This is a genomic window from uncultured Chloroflexus sp., from assembly GCF_937129525.1.
GTDB lineage: Bacteria > Chloroflexota > Chloroflexia > Chloroflexales > Chloroflexaceae > Chloroflexus.
The window spans coordinates 1-17541 of the sequence record NZ_CAKZNK010000053.1; the positions used below are offsets into that span (position 1 = coordinate 1).

11 protein-coding genes are annotated in these 17541 nt (G+C 55.1%); 6 read left to right on the top strand and 5 right to left on the bottom strand.

Translation table 11 applies throughout. The annotated features are described in order from the left end of the window. Both Q0650_RS05995 and Q0650_RS06000 read right to left on the bottom strand, forming a co-directional pair. On the bottom strand, positions 1 to 2645 hold a 2645-nt coding region (locus tag Q0650_RS05995; protein WP_298816920.1), incomplete at its 3' end, for a Calx-beta domain-containing protein. Beyond that, complete coding sequence (locus Q0650_RS06000) at positions 2593 to 4851, bottom strand: ATP-binding protein (protein WP_298816922.1); 2259 nt, start codon at positions 4849 to 4851, stop codon at positions 2593 to 2595. The genes Q0650_RS06000 and Q0650_RS05995, both read right to left, overlap by 53 nt. A gap of 356 nt (positions 4852 to 5207) precedes the next feature. Between Q0650_RS06000 and Q0650_RS06005 the strand changes: the two genes are divergently transcribed. Together Q0650_RS06005 and Q0650_RS06010 are read left to right on the top strand one after the other, a co-directional pair. Next, the gene (locus Q0650_RS06005) at positions 5208 to 5960 is read left to right on the top strand and encodes an MBL fold metallo-hydrolase (RefSeq protein ID WP_367280797.1); all 753 of its coding nucleotides are present in this window, start codon (positions 5208 to 5210) and stop codon (positions 5958 to 5960) included. A gap of 19 nt (positions 5961 to 5979) precedes the next feature. Then, positions 5980 to 7098: a glycosyltransferase family 1 protein gene (locus Q0650_RS06010; protein ID WP_298816926.1), complete on the top strand. Its 1119-nt coding sequence runs from the start codon at positions 5980 to 5982 to the stop codon at positions 7096 to 7098. Positions 7099 to 7150: 52 nt separating this feature from the next. On the opposite strand, the gene Q0650_RS06015 is transcribed toward Q0650_RS06010, so the two are convergent. Next, complete coding sequence (locus Q0650_RS06015; RefSeq protein WP_298816928.1) at positions 7151 to 8167, bottom strand: translation initiation factor eIF-2B; 1017 nt, start codon at positions 8165 to 8167, stop codon at positions 7151 to 7153. A gap of 8 nt (positions 8168 to 8175) precedes the next feature. Next, positions 8176 to 10581, bottom strand: coding sequence for a response regulator (locus tag Q0650_RS06020; RefSeq protein ID WP_298816930.1), 2406 nt, complete (start codon positions 10579 to 10581; stop codon positions 8176 to 8178). Positions 10582 to 10708: 127 nt separating this feature from the next. Between Q0650_RS06020 and Q0650_RS06025 the strand changes: the two genes are divergently transcribed. The 3 genes from Q0650_RS06025 to Q0650_RS06035 all read left to right on the top strand — a co-directional run bounded on the left by Q0650_RS06025 (position 10709) and on the right by Q0650_RS06035 (position 13952). Next, complete coding sequence (locus tag Q0650_RS06025; RefSeq protein ID WP_298816932.1) at positions 10709 to 11683, top strand: carbohydrate kinase family protein; 975 nt, start codon at positions 10709 to 10711, stop codon at positions 11681 to 11683. Positions 11684 to 11858: 175 nt separating this feature from the next. Beyond that, the gene (locus tag Q0650_RS06030) at positions 11859 to 12713 is read left to right on the top strand and encodes a BtpA/SgcQ family protein (protein ID WP_298816934.1); all 855 of its coding nucleotides are present in this window, start codon (positions 11859 to 11861) and stop codon (positions 12711 to 12713) included. A gap of 453 nt (positions 12714 to 13166) precedes the next feature. Continuing rightward, positions 13167 to 13952: a hypothetical protein gene (locus Q0650_RS06035; protein WP_298816936.1), complete on the top strand. Its 786-nt coding sequence runs from the start codon at positions 13167 to 13169 to the stop codon at positions 13950 to 13952. A 51-nt stretch (positions 13953 to 14003) separates the two neighbouring features. Here Q0650_RS06035 and Q0650_RS06040 read toward each other — a convergent pair whose 3' ends face one another. Next, a complete protein-coding gene (locus Q0650_RS06040) occupies positions 14004 to 15611 on the bottom strand; it encodes an SH3 domain-containing protein (RefSeq protein WP_298816938.1) in 1608 nt (535 codons plus the stop codon). Positions 15612 to 16654: 1043 nt separating this feature from the next. On the opposite strand from Q0650_RS06040, the gene Q0650_RS06045 reads away from it, so the two are divergent. Continuing rightward, positions 16655 to 17541 (top strand): PAS domain-containing protein (locus Q0650_RS06045; protein WP_298816940.1); only part of this gene is annotated, 887 nt, incomplete at its 3' end.

Below are 17541 nucleotides of genomic sequence, written 5' to 3' on the forward strand. Positions count from 1 at the left end.
AGCTGGCCGCTGCTGCCGACCAGCGGCGAGACGGCGCTGACCAGCTCAGGGGTAATGGTGACCGTCACCGGGGCCAGGGGCTGGGTGGCGAGGCGGGCGGTGTAGGTGATGGCCGGCCCACCCTCGGCTACAGTCAGACTGCCCGGGGTGAGGATGAGGTTAATGAAATCATTCTCAATAATTGTCACCGGCATCAATCGTGGCGGAAGATTATTGTAAATTGTGTCGCCAGCGCTGATTGCTGTATGGCGTAAATGGACAAGATAGGTTGTTGCTGGATCGAGGGTTTCATCTATCTGATCGTCAATCACCTCTATCGTGATTGTTTGCGGCGTGTTCCAGTTCGTTGGAGTAAAAGTTAGATTCAGGGTTGTCTGGCCGTTGAGCAATACCTGCCCGTTACTCGTAATTAACGGCGAGATTGGCGCGACAATTTCGGGCGTAATCTGGACAGACACCACTGCTGTTGGTTCGCTATTCAGTCGAACAGTATATGTAGCAGTATCGCCTTCATTTAGGGTGAAATTGGCAGGTTCTACCACAATGCCGGCCAGATCGTTATCGATTATCGTCACCGCAACATTAGCGGTAAGCGCATTGTAAAAGGGATCGGCACTGGCTGCGCTATGGGCAATTTGCACTACTTCGCTCGTCCCTTCGTCAATCCGGTCATCAACCGCCTGTACGGTAATATTTTGGGGGGTATCCCAGTTGTCAGGCGTGAAGGTAAGGGTGATTGACGCAGGAGTGGACTGACCATTGAGCAATACCTGTGTAGAGGGCGTAATTGTAATGATCGTGTTCGCTGTCGGCTGAGTGGCCAGCCAGACCTGGTAGTTCACTGCCGGACCGCCTTCGGCAACAGTCAGGCTAAAGGGAAGAGTAATAATACCTGCTGCATCGTTGTCTGCAATTCGTACCGCGAGCGATGGCAGGCTTAATTCCTGGTAAAACGGATCGGCGCTAATAGCGGCATGGTTGACCGACCCAGGATGTGGTGACGGCTCGGCAATCTGATCATCGATCGCTTGTACAGTTACTGTTTGCGCTGTATCCCAGTTTGCCGGTGTGAAGGTCAGTATTGTCGGACTGGCAGTTACCTGCACACCGCTCAAAGTGACAGTGACCGGCGCTGTAGGTCGGCTGCTCAGCCGGACAGTATAGGCGCTATCTGGTCCATCTTCAGCAACATCAACAGTCGAGGGTTGCAAAACAATGCCGGCCTGATCATTATCCTGGATGGTCAAAGTATGAACATTAGGCGAGCCGACTGTAGCATCGACCGTCGAACTCAAGCGAATAATCACCGTTTCATCGGCCTCAGCTTCCGGATCATCGATCAGTGGAATCAGCAGCCGCGCCGCGCGGGTGCCGGCTGGGATTACAATGGTGCCTGATCGCAAGCCATGATCGGCAAAGGAGGCGGTACCGGCCACGGTATACGATACTCGCGCATCGACATCTGACACCCGATTAAGTTGCACTGTGACCGCGATCAAGCCGTCACCTTCGTCTGCCGTGCTGACAGCGCCGGCAAAACTGATCTCAGGGGGCGGGCTAGTGTCAACAATCGTAACCGTTGCTGTGCCAGGAATGCCAATGAAACCGCCTTCGGGGTTCAACAATCGCAGGCCAAACGTTTCAACAGGTTCGTATCGTTCGTCGGCAATGATCGCTACGGTAAAGGTCTTTTGTTGATCGCCAGCGGCAAAAGTCAACTGTCCGTTGGTGGCAGTGTAATCAATGCCGGGCAAGGCGCTACCGGCAACCGTTTCGTAACGCACACGCACAGTTTGTTCGGCGGGTGAACCCAATCGCACCGTCACCGTCATGGTGCCGATATTTTCATTTACGCGCAGGTCAGCGCTGGCGAAAAAGAAGATCGACTCACCGGGACGCGGTGTTGGTGTGTGGGTCGGAGTCGGGGACGCCGTGCGCGTAGGGGTTGCCGTGCGTGTAGGGGACGCCGTAGGCACCTGCGTATTGGTCGGGGCAGGTGTAGCAGTGCGGGTTGGGCTTGGCGTCAATGTTGCCACCGGGGTATTTGTTGCCGTCGGCGGTGGCGGCGGTGGTGGCGGTGGTGGCGGTGGCGGCGTAACTATCGTGGTTGGTGTCGCCGATGGTGTTGCCGTGCGGGTTGGCGTTGCCGCGCGCGCAGGAGTCGCTGTGCGGGTCGGAGTATTCGTCGGTGTTGCCGTCGGCGTTGGGGTATTCGTCGGCGTTGCCGTCGGCGTTGGGGTATTCGTCGGCGTTGCCGTCGGCGTTGGGGTATTCGTCGGCGTTGGGGTGGCCGTTGGCACTTCAATGACCACGACTGGCACTTCCGGTTCAGGTTCAGTGCCAGGTGTTCTAACAGGGGTTGGTTCCTCGTCGGGTGAGGCGATAGCTTCTGGATTCAACGGCGGCAACTGCGGCCCGCTGCTCCAGAAGCTATAATCAACTCGCCCACTATTGCTGATGTCACCGCTAAACCAGGTCATGCGTGGAGCAACCTGATCGATCATCAGGCTGATCACGCACGAGGTCAGGAGTAACAGGAGCAACAACGATGCAAGAATCAGCCATGGCAGTGGCCGTTTCAGGCGGGCACCATCAGGCAGCCGATTCCATGCGGGTTGCCGGTTTTTCAGGGCTGGCGGTATCATCGGCGTAGCGTAAAGTAAAGAAGAATGTACTGCCCTGCCCTGGCGCGCTCTCAACACCGATCGTTCCGCCCATACGCTCGACAAGCTGCTTACAGATGGCCAAACCTAGACCAATGCCCCGTTCGCTGGAATTGATCCCTTCGCTTACGCCATCGCCGCGAACAAATCGTTCAAAAATCTGCTCGTGCATAGTGGGTGGTATCCCGCGACCGGTGTCGCTTACCTCGATTCGCATTATGTCCGATTGTGGAATAGCGCGAATGGTAATCGTACCGGCATTGGTATAGCGACGAGCATTGTCGAGCAACTGGGTCATAATGGTGCGCACGTGGTCGAAGTCGGCCAGCACAGGGGGAAGCTTTTTGGGCAAATGAATCTCAAGCTGTAATCCCTTGGCCTTAATCTGACTCTGCGCTTGCCAGATCGCATCCTCGATCGGGCGCCGGATGTCAAGCGGTTCCAGGGTTGATTTGAGTGAACCAGAGTCGAGATTGGCAATCGTGATCACATTGCTGATCAGATTGGTCATGCTATTCGCATGCAGCCGAATCGCCTCAACAAAAGTTTGCTGCTCTTCTTCGAGCGGGCCGGCAAGACCGCGCAGCAGAAGATCGGCATTGCCACGAATCACTGTCAATGGTGTTCGCAACTCGTGTGAAATAGTTCCGATAAAGTTGGTCTTGGCTCGGTCGACCATCACCTCCTCTGTGAGATTCTGTAAGACAGCAACGTGACCCAGTAATTCTCCATCTTTCTCATCTTGTACGTCAGCGATCGACAATCGCACGATGTAGGGTCCAAGCGCGTACAGATCTTGCGCGCGCTGGTCGCCAAAACCGGGAATGCCTTCACGCAACTGTTCAAGCGGGAGATCGCTCAGACGATTGGGCAATGGCGCTTCATCACTGATCCCAAGTAAACGCCGGCCAACGCGGTTAATCATTTCAATATTGCCGCTGGTGTCGATGTAGATAACGCCATCGGTAATACTCTCGACAATAGCTTTCCGCTGACTGGACTCAGCGCGCACCGTTATGAGCATATCAGTCAGGATTTCCGTCAGGAAGTTGACATTTTTCGCCAGCTCACCGATTTCATTCTGAGTTCGAACATTCGCTTTACGTTCCCAGTTGCCGTTTGCAACCTCTCGGGCCGCATTGGCCACTTCCTCTAGCGGCTCGGTGATCTGTTTCGCTACCCATAAACCTAGCAGCGAGATTGAGACCCCAAAACTTAACGTGATGAAGGTCATTAACGGGCTGAAATTCGCCCACGTTGCCAGCACTTCTTCGCGCGCGCGGATGGCAGCCAGAATACCGTTCCGCGCTCCCCGAATAGTGAGTGGCGCGTATGCAAACTGGTATTCGTCACCATTGATCGATTCGGTTGTAAACAGCGATCGTCCGAAAGGATCGGGATTATTTTTCAAGTTGGCGACAAGGTTGGGATCCAGGTTAGGAGTTACATAAGGTCTACTAAAGGTGCTGGCGATAACCTTCCCTTCCAGATCGTAGAGAATGATACCGTCAAGCCGAGTCTGTTGAAGAATTGTATTAAGCAGGCTATCAATCCGAACTGCCACGATCAGACCGCCAACTACCGCGTTGTCGATCCGTACCGGCGCGACGGTGGCAAGGTACAGGGTTTGGGTGTTGCTAAACTGGATCAGACCGGCATATTTGTCGCCACGCGAATCGGCTTCGTCGTTGAGCACTCTTGGGATAAACCAGGCGTTACTGAGATCTAATGGCGCGTGGGTGATATACGTGCTGTCGGTAGCGAGGGGTGGACGCTCAAAATCGACTATGGTGCGACCATCACGGCCAAAGGCGATGAGCCGATCGAGGCGAACATCGCTGCGGCTTGTGCCCTGAAGAAAGAACGGTTCGAGGGCGAGCCGCAGTCCTTCAACATTGGTTTCATTCAGAGCGTCAGCCACGGCGGGAGCGCCGGTGATCATATTGCGCTGGGCAAAAGCAACTTCGCGCAAGAAATTGAGGTTGGCCTGCTCTTGGGCCAGAATGGTATCGCTAACTGTGCGGGTGGCGGCAGCTAACTCATTGTCAAACCGATCTTGCTGCTGGCTGGCGAGAAAAAACGCGACGACTAGCAGCCCTACCACAGAGACGATGACTGCCAGGATGAGGAAGGGGATGATGATCTGGTATTTGAGCTGCTTTCGTAAACTGTCAATCAGCCAGCTCATGGTAAACAACCTGTCGTAGGATCTGGTCTGGCCACTCAGCGTATTTGATTGAGTAGTTATCCGTGACTTGTCCGGTCGCTCCTGATAACCGGACGATGTGAATCTGGCTATCAATGCGCGCCGCTCATGACACAGTATAGGATAGATGATGTTTGATGCGAAGAGCTTTTTGATAGCAAATGGTTAACAGTTTATTTATATACGACAGCATTACATACCATATGTTGCCGGCATATCTCTGAACTTACGCGTTCCAAAGGGCGATGCTCTGCTCAAATCCCGGCGGCGATAATCGATGAACCGTGTTATAATGCGATAGTGACAAAGTTTTCACTTACCTTATTCGTTGCGGCGATATGCAGTTGCGCTTTCTTGGAACTGGTACATCGATGGGAGTCCCCGTCATTGGATGCGATTGCCCCATCTGTACCTCATCTGATCCGCGCCATCATCGCCTCCGCACCTCTGCGCTTGTCCGTTATCATGATACTGTTATCGTGATCGATACCGGACCTGATTTTCGTATCCAGGCCATTGCCGCCGGTTTGCGCCGGATCGATGCCGTTTTACTCACCCATGCCCATTTCGATCATGTAGCCGGTCTTGATGATTTGCGACCGTTTTGCCTTCGGCAAGGGTCAGTGCCGATCTACGGTAGTCCACAGACACTGACCAGTGTGCGTCAGCGTTTTGGCTATGCCTTTGAAGAGACATCGGTTGGTTCATCGCGCCCGCTCATTACCCTGCATGCTGTTGAAACCCCGTTTCAAGTTGGCCCGCTGACGATTATACCGATCGCTATTCCTCATGGCACCTGGACGGTGACCGCCTACCGGATTGGCCCTCTCGGCTATGTGACCGATGCCAGCGCAGTGCCACCGGCAGCCATCGAGGCATTGCGCGGAGTGCGGGTATTGGTGCTGAATGCGTTGCGCGCTGAACCTCATCCAACCCATCTTTCAATTCCTGAAGCCGGCGAGGTGGCAAAGGCAATCGGCGCGCCACGTACCTTTCTCGTGCATATGACGCATACGGTGGATTATCAGGCCGATTATGGCTTGCCGCCCACGGTGACCTTTGCCTGCGATGGTTTGGAAATTGAAGTTTGAAAATGCTGACCCCTGAGCAATGATCCGTTTTGCAATTGATGCCCGGCTCAATGCGTATCGGCAAGGCGGGATTGCCCACTACACTCGCAGTCTGGCGAGGGCAATGGCATCGTTGCTGAATGCTGATGAGGAGCTACTACTGCTTGAACACAGGCGATCGCAAACGCCGCTGGTTCCCGGTGTGCGGCGCAGTCGGCTCTTGACGCCGCCACACCATCGGTACGAACAATTCAGTTTACCTGTTGAGGTGCTCTTCCGTCATCCTTCCCTGCTGCACAGTCCCGATTTTATTCCTCCATTCTTGCGCTCATACCCGGCAGTTATTACCATTCACGATCTGGCTTTTCTCCATTTTCCCGAGATTCTTGATCGTGAAGCCCGGCGCTACTATGGTCAGATCCATCAAGCGGTGGTTAGCGCCGATGCCATCATTGCCGTCTCGCAAGCAACGCGCGATGATATTGTTGAGCGACTGGATGTGCCACCCGAACGCATTACCGTCATCTACGAAGCGGCAGATGAGCACTTTCGTCCGCTTGAGCTTTCACCTGGATCAACTCGCGTGATTGATGGTCAAACGCTGACAGCCGGAACCTTTCTGCTCTTCGTCAGTACTATCGAACCGCGCAAGAATATTCCCACCCTGTTGCGCGCGCTACGGATCTGTTGTGATCGGCGGCCTGCCGCTGGATACCGTCTCGTCCTGGCCGGGGCGCGTGGCTGGCTCGATGAGCCAATTTTAGCATTGATTGGCGAATTAGGGCTTAATGAGCATGTGATCCGTATCGGGTTTGTTGGCGGTGAAGATCTGCGCTGGCTTTACGCTGCCTGCCGCATCTATCTCAACCCATCGCGCTATGAAGGTTTCGGGTTGCCGGCGTTAGAGGCTTTGGCCTGTGGCGCGCCAGCCATTGTTGCTGATACCAGCAGCCTGCCCGAAGTGGTAGGCGATGCCGCCTGGCTGGCTCCCCCGCTTGATCTGGTGGCCTGGGCCGATCTGATCGAACAGCTTTGGCACGATGAAACTGCGCAGGCCGATCTCCGCCGCCGCGGCCCTCAGCAGGCAGCCCGATTTTCGTGGCAGACCGCCGCTGCGCAAACCCTGGCCGTGTATCGACGATTAGTGCGTCGCGTATAACAGAGATGGCGCCGCGCGGCGCCATCTGTGTGAATCCCTACTGGTAATGTTATCAGGCTGCGGCCTCCATATCAGCGCGGAGCAGGGGATGGAGATGGGTTGCAGCCAGCCATGCTTCAATTCCGACCGGCGGTGAAATGCCTCGTTCAGAAATGATGCCGGTCAGCAAATCAAGCGGTGTGCGGTCTGAGTAAGCGGTATGCACGGTTACCAGCGGTGGCGCTTCAGGCCAGAGCTGGTTGGGTGGCGGTGGTTGTTGAGGCGGCAAGCGGTATCCTGGTGGCAGGAGCTTCTCGCTCGAGCAGAGTGTATACATTGGGACGCCGGTAGCATGAGCTGCCAGCGCCAGCGGATAGGTGCCAACGCGATTGATCAACCCATCGCTGCTGATCAGATCGGCGCCAACCAGCACCAGATGACACTGTGCCACCTGCGTTGCCGCTGAGGCGTCTGTGATCAGCGTAATGTTGATTCCACTTGCAGCCAGCTCGCCGGCCAGCATGCGACCCTCGCCAGCCGGTCGGCTTTCAGTGCAAATGACCCTTGGTCGCCGTCCGGCGCGTTGAGCATGGCGTAATGCGGCGCGCACAGTCGTACTTCGCCCAATTGTCAGGATGGTTGCTTCTTCGCCGATCAGACGCAGTGTCGTCTCGGCAATTGCCGCTTCGTGAACGTGTAAACGACGACGAAAATCGTTTGTCGCTTCATCGACCAATCGTTGGGCAGTCTCGCTATCATTTGTCTCTTCCAACCGCCAGAGCAGGCCATTAACCAGATTCACGAGCGGCGCCATTGTCGGATGGCTGCGCATCAAGGCGCGTCCGACAACCAGCACCTCGTGTTGCACATCGACCCGATTAGCCATTGGTCGGCTGCGCGCCGCGCGCGCCAGCACTTCCGCACATTTTTGGGCAATTTCCACCGCGCCTGAGACCGTGTCGGCCGCAATCGCGGCAACGGACTGGGCGATAAATGGATCCATGGTTTTTCCTGTGCCGGCATTCAATCCCTGGCTCATTGTCGGCGCCATTGCCGACGGGCCATTGCTCACAAATGTTGATCTTACCATAGCACAGTTCAGGGGTGTTCGGGCGAATTGATCGTTCGCTGTTTGGGAAGATTACGCAACAGTTCTGTCAGTTGTGGAATAGAAAAAGGCTTGCTTAGCAATCGACCCTGAAGATATTCTTTCTGTTGTGGTTGGAGTGTACTTAGGGTGTCACCGCTGATAAAGATGATTCGATCACTGAGGTGGGGATGGGAGTGACTAATTGCATCGCTGAGATCAAACCCGCTCTTTCGTGGCATGCGCAGATCGGTAATGATCAGATCATAGGCGTGATGTGCCAGCTCGATCAGCGCGGCATCGACATCTTCAACAGTGGTAACGTGATGACCGAGTTCGCCGAGCAGACGCTGGAGCATCCGGCGCACCGATTCTTCGTCATCCACGACCAGGACTCGTTGCGGTGGCATGCTTTCTGGTTTAATAGCCGGGCTGAGCGGCGTCTCGTTATCGGCCTGGGGTGTAACGAGCGGCAGGCGAATGAAGATGGTGGTGCCAATCCCTACCTGGCTTTCAGCCCAGATCTGGCCTTGATGTTCCTGAATGATGCCATAACAGATCGAAAGACCCAGGCCGGTACCCTGCCCAACCGGTTTGGTGGTAAAAAACGGGTTAAAGATCTTGTCGAGATGATGCTTTGGAATACCTACGCCGGTATCGGTGACGGCGATTTCAATCGCCTGTCCGTCAAGTGTTTCGCGCAAAGTGGTTCGGATCGTAAGGGTACCACCGCCAATTTCGTTCATTGCCTGACGAGCATTCGTGATCAGGTTCAACAACACCTGTTGTAACTGATGCGGATCGGCCACCGTTGACGGCAGATCGGGATCAAGTTCCAGTTTCACTGCAATATTATCGACCCGCAATTGATAGACCTGGAGCGCTAGCGCGCTATGCACAACATCGTTGATCTGCACGACCAGGCGTTCGGGCTTATGTTCACGCGCAAACATGAGCAGATTGCGCACAATGCGACCAGCTCGCTCGGCTTGCTGGCGCACCTGTTCTAGATCGGCGCGCGCGTCTTCATCTAACTGACGGTTGCGCAGCAACAATTGCGCGTATCCTGAAATGCTGGTGAGCGGATTGTTCAGTTCGTGCGCGACTCCGGCAACCAATTGGCCTAGCGCTGATAGCTTATCTGACTGAATCAACTGTTGCTCAAGGCGCCGGCGTTCGGTCAGATCACGACCAATGCAGACGATGACCACCTGCGTATCAAGATCGAGGCGTTGGGCGCTCATCTCTACTACAGCAAGTTCGTTGGTTGACCGCTGAAGGGAAACGGTAAACGGGGGTTGTGGAACGCCATTTGTCACTCGTTGCAGGGTCTGCGCGATCATCGACCACTCCTGCGGCAGGCACCAGCGTTGCAAGGGTTGACCGATCAAAGCATCTGCTTCATCTGCAAGCATGCGAGCGCCGCTCTGATTGCAGTTGACAATACGCCATTCGGTATCCAGGGTCAGGATCATGTCAGACGCCGTGGAAAAAATGGCGCGGTAACGCGCTTCACTGTTGCGCGCTGCCTGATAAAGCCTGGCATTTTCAATCGCAATAGCGGCATAATCGGCCAATGCGGCGAGCAGATACTGATCACTCTCATTGAATGGGCGGTTTGCGCGGCGGTTATTAACGACCAATACCCCGATCACCCGATCGCCGAATTGCAATGGAACTTGCAGCGTTGCCTGTACAGTCATATCCGGGACGATGATGATCGGTTCACCGGTAGTCGAGCTGCTCAGGCGCAAAGGCTTACCGCTCCGCAACGCTTGCGCAATCAGCGAATCGGTGACATTCAGGTTCGCAAGCGGCGACGCGGTGATATTGCGCTGCGCTCGCAAGACAAGGTTTCTGCGCTGTTCATCGAGTTCACAAAGCAGCCCTTCTTCAGCCTGGGTGATGTAGACTGCGGCTTCTACGATCCGATCGAGCAACTGGCGCTGATCCATCAGCGCCGTCACTGACTTACCGACGCGGGTCAAGACCGTCAACTCTTGCACGCGCTGTTGCAAGAGGGCCATCAGGCGATCACGCTCTCGCTGCAAGCGACGCTCGCGGAGCGCCTGATCGATCACCTGACGGGCTTCGGAATCAGAAAATGGTTTGATCAGATAATTGCGCGCGCCAAGCCGAAACGCTTCCACGGCGATCATTTCGGAACCATGCGCAGTCATCAAGATGACCGGTATATCGATACCGTCTCGGGTTAAGATGCGCAGAAAATCAAGCCCGTTCATGTCGGGCAGTTGGAGGTCGAGCAGGATCAGATCAGGTTGACGAACGCGGAGCCGATCTAACCCTCCCTGGCCGGTCAACGCAATCGTGGCGCGGTATCCCAGTTCGGGAAGCACGCTATTGGCCAGCATACGGCCTATCTGCTCGTTATCGTCAACAATGAGGATCTCTTCCATAGCGGCGAGCCTGGCCTGTGCTGCGGGATAAGAGTCGATTTCGTTGGCATTGGCAGCGCGATGTTTTCGACTCTAGGGTAGAATTGTACACGGAAGCGGAGCTGACTGCAACATGTAAAGGATGACGATGGAGGCGGAAACGCGGCGAGTGGTGACGACGTTGGGCGATGTCAATGTCGATCTGGGCTTTGTGTTGCCGCATTTTCCCCGTGAGGGCGATGACAATCCGGCGACGGCAGCACATTGGAGCGGTGGTGGATCCGGTCTCAATATGGCAGTTGCGGTTGCCCGGTTGGGAGCGACACCCTACGTTATAGGGCGTGTGGGCAATGATCTTGCCGGTTCTTTTGCATTGCAAACAGCGCAAGCTCATGGTGTTCAGGTGAGCGCGATCCAGATCGATCCGGGCGCAGCTACCGGTCTCTGTGGGATTGTGGTTACTCCTGGCGGTCAGCGGAGTTTTCTCAGTTTTCGCGGGGCGAATATCTATTGTGATGCGTCAACGTTAACACCATCACTCATTCGGGCGAGTCAGATGCTGCTGGTTGGCGCGCATGCCTTGCTTGACGATCCGCAGCGTTCGGCAGCTTTGCAGGCGATGGAGATGGCCATCGAGCAGCGGTGCGTTATCGCGCTCGATCTCTGTTTGCCGGCAGTGCGAGTGGCGCGTCGGCTGATTATGCGCCTGCTCCCGCAGCTCTGGTTGTTGACCATGAATGAGGATGAATTGCGCGCATTGTTGCCGGGTCAGAGTGTTGCGCAGGCGCTCGATAGCTTGATCGGATCGGGAGTGCGCCACGTGGCGATCAAACGAGGCGCACAGGGGTGTAGTGTGGCCAGCGTCGATGGCCGTCGACTCGACGTGTTGCCGCCAGCAGTGCCGGTGGTTGACACGACCGCCTGCGGTGATGCGTTCAGCGCCGCGTATGCCTGGGGGCTGGCGCGCGGGCTCGATCTCTCGCAAAGCGCTACGCTCGCCAATCTCATGGGAGCATTAACGGCTATGCGCTATGGCGCAGTTGAAGCGATCCCGTCTGGCGCTGAAGTGCGCAGTCGATTGAGCGCAGACATTATCGCTCATCTCTGGCCATCATCCACTTGAGTCTGGTCTATGGGTCAGGTAACAAGTGCGCGTCGAGGATACGATAGCCGCTAGTATCATCTCATCATACGCTTTCAGTGAGTCAGAGTAGCTACCCTTTCGGTCGATGAGTATATCGCAGCGAAGGTAGCCGATGCACTCTGACTCGCCCGCCACTATAGCAGGAGATACTTTTATGCCACCACTCTGGAAAGAGCAGCTCGATCGGTTACGATTGCGTGATCTACGAGAGATATTCCGCACCAGCAAACCGGTCATCGGGATGGTACACTGCTGGCCATTGCCCGGCGCACCCGGTTACACTGGCTATGGGATGCAGACCATTATCGACCATGCGATTCGCGATGCTGAAGCGTTGGCTGAAGGTGGTTGTGATGGCCTGATCGTTGAAAATATGTGGGATATTCCCTTCCGCGCCGGCCCACACGTGCAGCCCGAGAGTATTGCTGCTCAGGCGGTAGTGGCGCACGCGGTGCGGCAAGCAGTGCCGGAACTACCGTTAGGTGTCAATCTGGTGCATAATGGGGGTGTCGCGCTGCTTGGGATCGCGATTGCCGCCGGCGCCAGCTTTATTCGCGTCTGTATGTTTACCGGCGCCGGTGTTTGGGATGCTGGTAGCTGGGACGAAGGCTGCGCTGCCGATCTGATGCGCCGTCGCAAAGAGTTACATGCCGAGTCGATCAAAATCTTTGCCGATGTTGACAAGAAGCATTCGGTGCGTTTCCCTGGAATTGATCTGGCGACACATATCGAGTGGACACGCTTTTTCGGCGCTGATGCGCTGATTATTTCGGGGCGTATGACCGGTGATGCGCCTGACCTGGCAAAGGTAGAACAGGCGCGCGCATTAGCTGGTGATACACCGATCCTGCTCGGTAGTGGCACAACCGAACAGAATATTGCCGCGTTTATGCGGGTAGCCGATGGGGTTATTGTTGGCAGCAGCATCAAACAAGACGGCGAGATTGCCAATCCGGTTGATGTCAATCGGGTCAGGCGGTTTGTGGATGCCGCGCGCAGCGCCAGTTAATGGAGGCGCCGGTTATTAGGGTTCAGCGGGCAACATTGCCGGTAGGAATATAGTACTTTTGGGGTGATCGGAAATAGTACCATGTCTTCGTTCAAATAGGACTATCACACTATTGCGACTCTGTTGCCTGAGCAGTAATCTGTTATCAGACGGAAATTGTAGCGTGTTTTGTAGCTGTCCGTCTGAATATGGTCAGGCTGCCAAATTGACAAAACGGTAATTGATTAGCATTCGCCACTCATCCCAGCAGACATCGTAGCAGCATCTCAGCCATTATTCCAGCAGCATCATAGCTAACGTTGCAGTCGCAATCTTGCCTGTAGTTGATCGTTTTGTCGGAGAGGTATTCAATTTACAGTACGTTGTTACGCAACTTCACCAGCAGTCTGACCAATCTGACACCCCGCCTCCTGGCGGGGTGTTTCTTTTTCAATCAGAAGCGAGGGACTTGCGATGAACATTGTGCTGGCTGCCACCCATCACGATCCCGATGGAAGGATCTACGACCAGATGGCGCGAACCTTTCCCCCTCTGCGTGACCTGTTTGGCGGGATTGCAATTTTACTGACGCCAACCAGCGCGCTGTCCACGCGGGAATGGCTAGCGCGGGCCGATATTGCATTCGAGGTTGGTTCAGCCGACCAACCGATCGGGCATTTGCATCTTGGACGCTGGCGACGCGGCGCGGTACAGCTTGCCTTAACAGCTTTTCCGAAAGCCGAATGGCTGCTCTTCTGTGATCTTGATCGGGTATTACACTGGGTCGAGTGCTGGCCAGATGAATTAGCTGCCACCATACAGGCTTTGCCGGCTGCCGATCTGACCGTATTAGGTCGCACACCGCGCGCGCTCGCCAGCCATCCACGGGCACAGGTAGCTACGGAAACGGTCGTGAATGAATTCTTTGCGCGGATCACCGGGCAGGCATGGGACGTGATGGCGGCAGCGCGCGGTTTGTCGCGACGGGCTGCCGAACTTATCGTCACGACCAGTCGAGATGACAGCATCGGCGCCGATTGTACCTGGTTGCAATTGGCGCAGCAGGCAGGGCTGAAGCTAGTGTATCGCGCAACTGAAGGTCTCGAATTTGAAACTCTCGATCGTTATCTCGATGAAGTGGCAATCCTGGGTGGCGCACAGGCATGGCTAGATCGCTTTGATGCCGATCCGCGCAACTGGCTGATGCGGATTGATCTGGCGCGTGCGGTCATTGTGGCCTTGAGCGAGGTAGTGAAATGAACCAGGGGCGACATTGGTGTCGCCCCTGATCCCTGATAAACAATCGTTTTTCTAGCGATATGGCCGAATCGCACCTACAAAGCGACTTGTCCAGTACGATCCCCAGATACCCGAAATCTGCACGCCATACCTTGGCGTCATTGCATGTACCATCTGCCCATTGCCAATATAGATAGCTACGTGAGAAATACCACGGCGACCACCAGTATTTGCGAAGAATAACAGGTCACCGGGAGCCAGATTGCTCATGCTCCCGATCAGAGCGCCATAGCGTGTATTAAACTGACTGGCGGCGCTGCGCGGGAGATTAACGCCAAACTGGCGATAGACATACGATGTCAGACCACTGCAATCAAAACCGGTGCGTGGACTGGAACCTCCCCAAACGTAGCGATAGCCAACGAACTGCACAGCATAGCTGGCCACGTCGCCACTGGCCGGAATATTGACCGGGCCATTGCTGACCAGCCGGTTGCGGTTGGGCAATGCCGGAATATCGTTGGTGTAGGGTACGCGGCGAGCTGCCATCGGCGTAACACCCAGCAATTCGGCATAAATCCATGCCTTCGTGCCAGAAGGTAGTTCGACCCGGTACCAATCCTTATGGCGGGCCAGCAACTTAACTTCAGTGCCGGCGTTGACCGATCCGATCCGATCATACGCAGAGCCAGGGCCCTTGCGGAGATTCACCGAGTTTTCCAGCACTGAACCAACCAGTGGCGGATTGGGATCGGGGATTGTCACTGCGGTTGGCACTCGTTCGACCACACCGGGAGCGATATTGAGGAACTCAGACGTTACCCAGCCGAACAATCCACCCGTCTCGACCAGGAACCAGCCATTATACTGTTCGACCAGTGACAACTCCTGACCGACAGTCAACCGCTTCATACTGACATAGTTCGTGCCAGGGCCATCACGCAGGTTAAGCCCATCTTCGCGGACAGTCGCTACCTTCGGCGGTGGTGGTGGGGGAATGGCGGCATCGTCTACCGGTTTCAGGTTATAGAAGACTGCTTCTGGCAAATCAACCAGCTCGGCAGCAATCCAGCGCAGGCTTGGGTCGTCTGTCGTGCGGAATTGGAGCCACTCGCCATGGCGACCAACAACTTCGATAGTTGCGCCGGCAGTGAGGCGGGCAATGTCATCATAAGCCAGCCCAGGGCCATTGCGCACCTTGACCACATCGGCCACAATCGTTGCCGGTACGATAAGCGGCGCTGTCACTTCGCTGCGGGAAACGATGGTCAATGGTACCGGTAACGCCTCATCAGAGAGCGGTGGGTCGCCAATTTCCTCACCGGTAGCCGCAAGGTCAAGATTAATTGGGCCAAGAATGATGAGCGGCACATCTCCCTCAGCGACAGATGGCACAGCGGTAGGCAATGTTGGCGTTGGCTGCGCCGGTCGCAATGGCAATTGACCAAGGAGCAGGGCAATTGGTAAGAAGAGGGAGACAACGGAATGAAGTAGATAGCGGGAGGGAAGTTGGCTGAGCCAGCGTTGCAAATCTGGCGTAGAAGGAATAATAGCTCTAATTGTGGCAAATGGTCGCGAGCGTTGCCTGTATCTACTCCGATAGTGAACGGCGCGTTCACGAAGTCGTTGCAGTTCGAGCGGGAGTAGATCACCTGAGCGATCGTGATGTAGCTCAATCATGGAGCGTCTTTCCTCTTTCTGTCTGTCGACCGGTCAGCCTGATTATTGGGTTATATCCACGCTCATGGTGGGGCTGACGGTCAACAGCTTGGGAAGCGAAGCTGACTTTTGAGGGAGGCGTTATCAGTTACGTATCAGTCTGGCTTCAGCTTCTCATCGGCGTTGACACTGTGTGTGAACGGAATCATCAATCACAGCGTAGCGTCGCAAAAGTATAGAAATAGTAATATACTTTGCGCAGTTTGTCAATAGCGACAGGTACATGGTGCGCAGTCTAGCCATTGGAGTGGCTCATTTCACCATTTCGCCTTGTTAAGATGACCAGAACTGTCAAGAGTTTTTGCCTAAACCGAGGAGTGAACCGGCTTGTTCAGGTAACGAACATGTGATCTGTATAAAGTGAGGGCGCTGATTTGCAACGATGGATATTCTGATAAGTTGCTGAAACACCGTTTCGATCTAAGGGGGCTTCGTATCGTGGGAGTTGACACTGGCATATCTGGGCACGGCAGATATTAAGCTGGGAAGTGGTTTGTGGTCACTGGATCGCGAAGCGTGACTTAATCGATTTTCTCTGTCGATGAGTGAACGGGCCTGGCAAGTGACGCTGACAACGGGTAGATCCACGGGTTGACCTTCTATGTCTTGCTCGCGAGCCTGCGCGCATAGCGTAGTTGTTCTGGTCGGTTGGCGCATTTCGTGGCCAGCTCTTATCACACTTCTAATCCGAATCAAGTTTCTGCTCGCCCGCGTAGTGACCAAACAGTGGCGACGCACAGACAACACGGCTGGCGGGTATGCCTGACTGATGGGTTGTGATGGCGCTCTGGCGCCGGGTGGCGACATTGACAGAGACGTTCTTTAGCGCACTCAATTTAGAAAAGCGTACTGAAGATCACAAACCGATCGCGATTGAGGTTCGATGTCCTGACCGTAAAAGACGTTACATCCAATTGCGGTGAATATTCACGTTTGATATACTCAAAATCATTGAGTTTGTCCACAAACCTGATCCGTTAGCGTTTATCCACAGGAGCATCGGTATGGCTACAGGCGATATGGCTGCGCTTATGGCGGAAAATGTCCGGTTGCGCGAACAAGTGCTCAGGTTAGAACGCTATCAACAAATCGTCGAAACCACCGATCAACTCGTCACTGAAGTGGATGCGCGCGGCGTTTTTACCTACGTGAATCCGGCGACTGAGCGCTATTTTGGCTATGCGCCAGCAGAAGTGATCGGACGGGACGCGCTCGATTTCATCCATCCGGATGATCGGGAAGTGATGCAACAGGGTTTTCTTGAATGGACTCAGCAGGGCCGACGTTCGGTGATGGTAGAAAACCGGGCAGTGCATCGCGATGGGCGAGTATTCCATTTGTTGTGGGCAATGTCGTTGCATTATGATGAGCAGGGACAGATCGTCAAGATTTATTCAATTGCCCACGATATTGGCGAGCTGCACGCGACCCGCGCCGCCGCTCAGGAGAGCCGCGCCTGGTTGCAAATGGTGATTGACAACCTGCCGCAAGCAGTCTTCTGGAAAGATCGCGAAGGTCGCTTTCTTGGTTGCAATCGTCGGTTTCTGCAAGATTGTGGGTTGCAATCCTATGAACAGGTGATCGGTTTGACCGATTTCGATCTCCCGTGGCGCGATCGGGCGAGCGACTACCGTCGCGATGATCTCGCCGTGATGGAGTCGGGGCCACGCTTCGGAATCGAGGAACCTTTACAGCGGGCCGACGGCTCGGTTATCTGGCTTCGCACCGGTAAGTCGCCGTTGCAGCGCAATGGCGTGGTCATCGGCGTCCTTGGTATATACGAAGACATAACGGCGCTGCGCCGGCAGGAAGCGGAGCTGCAAACGTTCAAGTTGCTGGTTGACAACGCTCCAGATGGCATAGCGATTGCCGATGAGCGTTTGATTCTGAC

Excerpts from the sequence above, each read along its gene's own strand:
- Q0650_RS06000 (WP_298816922.1), bottom strand. The coding sequence starts at position 4,851 with ATGAGCTGGCTGATTGACAGTTTACGAAAGCAGCTCAAATACCAGATC.
- Q0650_RS06005 (WP_367280797.1), top strand. The coding sequence starts at position 5,208 with ATGCAGTTGCGCTTTCTTGGAACTGGTACATCGATGGGAGTCCCCGTC.
- Q0650_RS06015 (WP_298816928.1), bottom strand. The coding sequence starts at position 8,167 with ATGGTAAGATCAACATTTGTGAGCAATGGCCCGTCGGCAATGGCGCCG.
- Q0650_RS06010 (WP_298816926.1), top strand. The coding sequence starts at position 5,980 with ATGATCCGTTTTGCAATTGATGCCCGGCTCAATGCGTATCGGCAAGGC.
- Q0650_RS06040 (WP_298816938.1), bottom strand. The coding sequence starts at position 15,611 with ATGATTGAGCTACATCACGATCGCTCAGGTGATCTACTCCCGCTCGAA.
- Q0650_RS06020 (WP_298816930.1), bottom strand. The coding sequence starts at position 10,581 with ATGGAAGAGATCCTCATTGTTGACGATAACGAGCAGATAGGCCGTATG.
- Q0650_RS06030 (WP_298816934.1), top strand. The coding sequence starts at position 11,859 with ATGCCACCACTCTGGAAAGAGCAGCTCGATCGGTTACGATTGCGTGAT.
- Q0650_RS06035 (WP_298816936.1), top strand. The coding sequence starts at position 13,167 with ATGAACATTGTGCTGGCTGCCACCCATCACGATCCCGATGGAAGGATC.
- Q0650_RS06025 (WP_298816932.1), top strand. The coding sequence starts at position 10,709 with ATGGAGGCGGAAACGCGGCGAGTGGTGACGACGTTGGGCGATGTCAAT.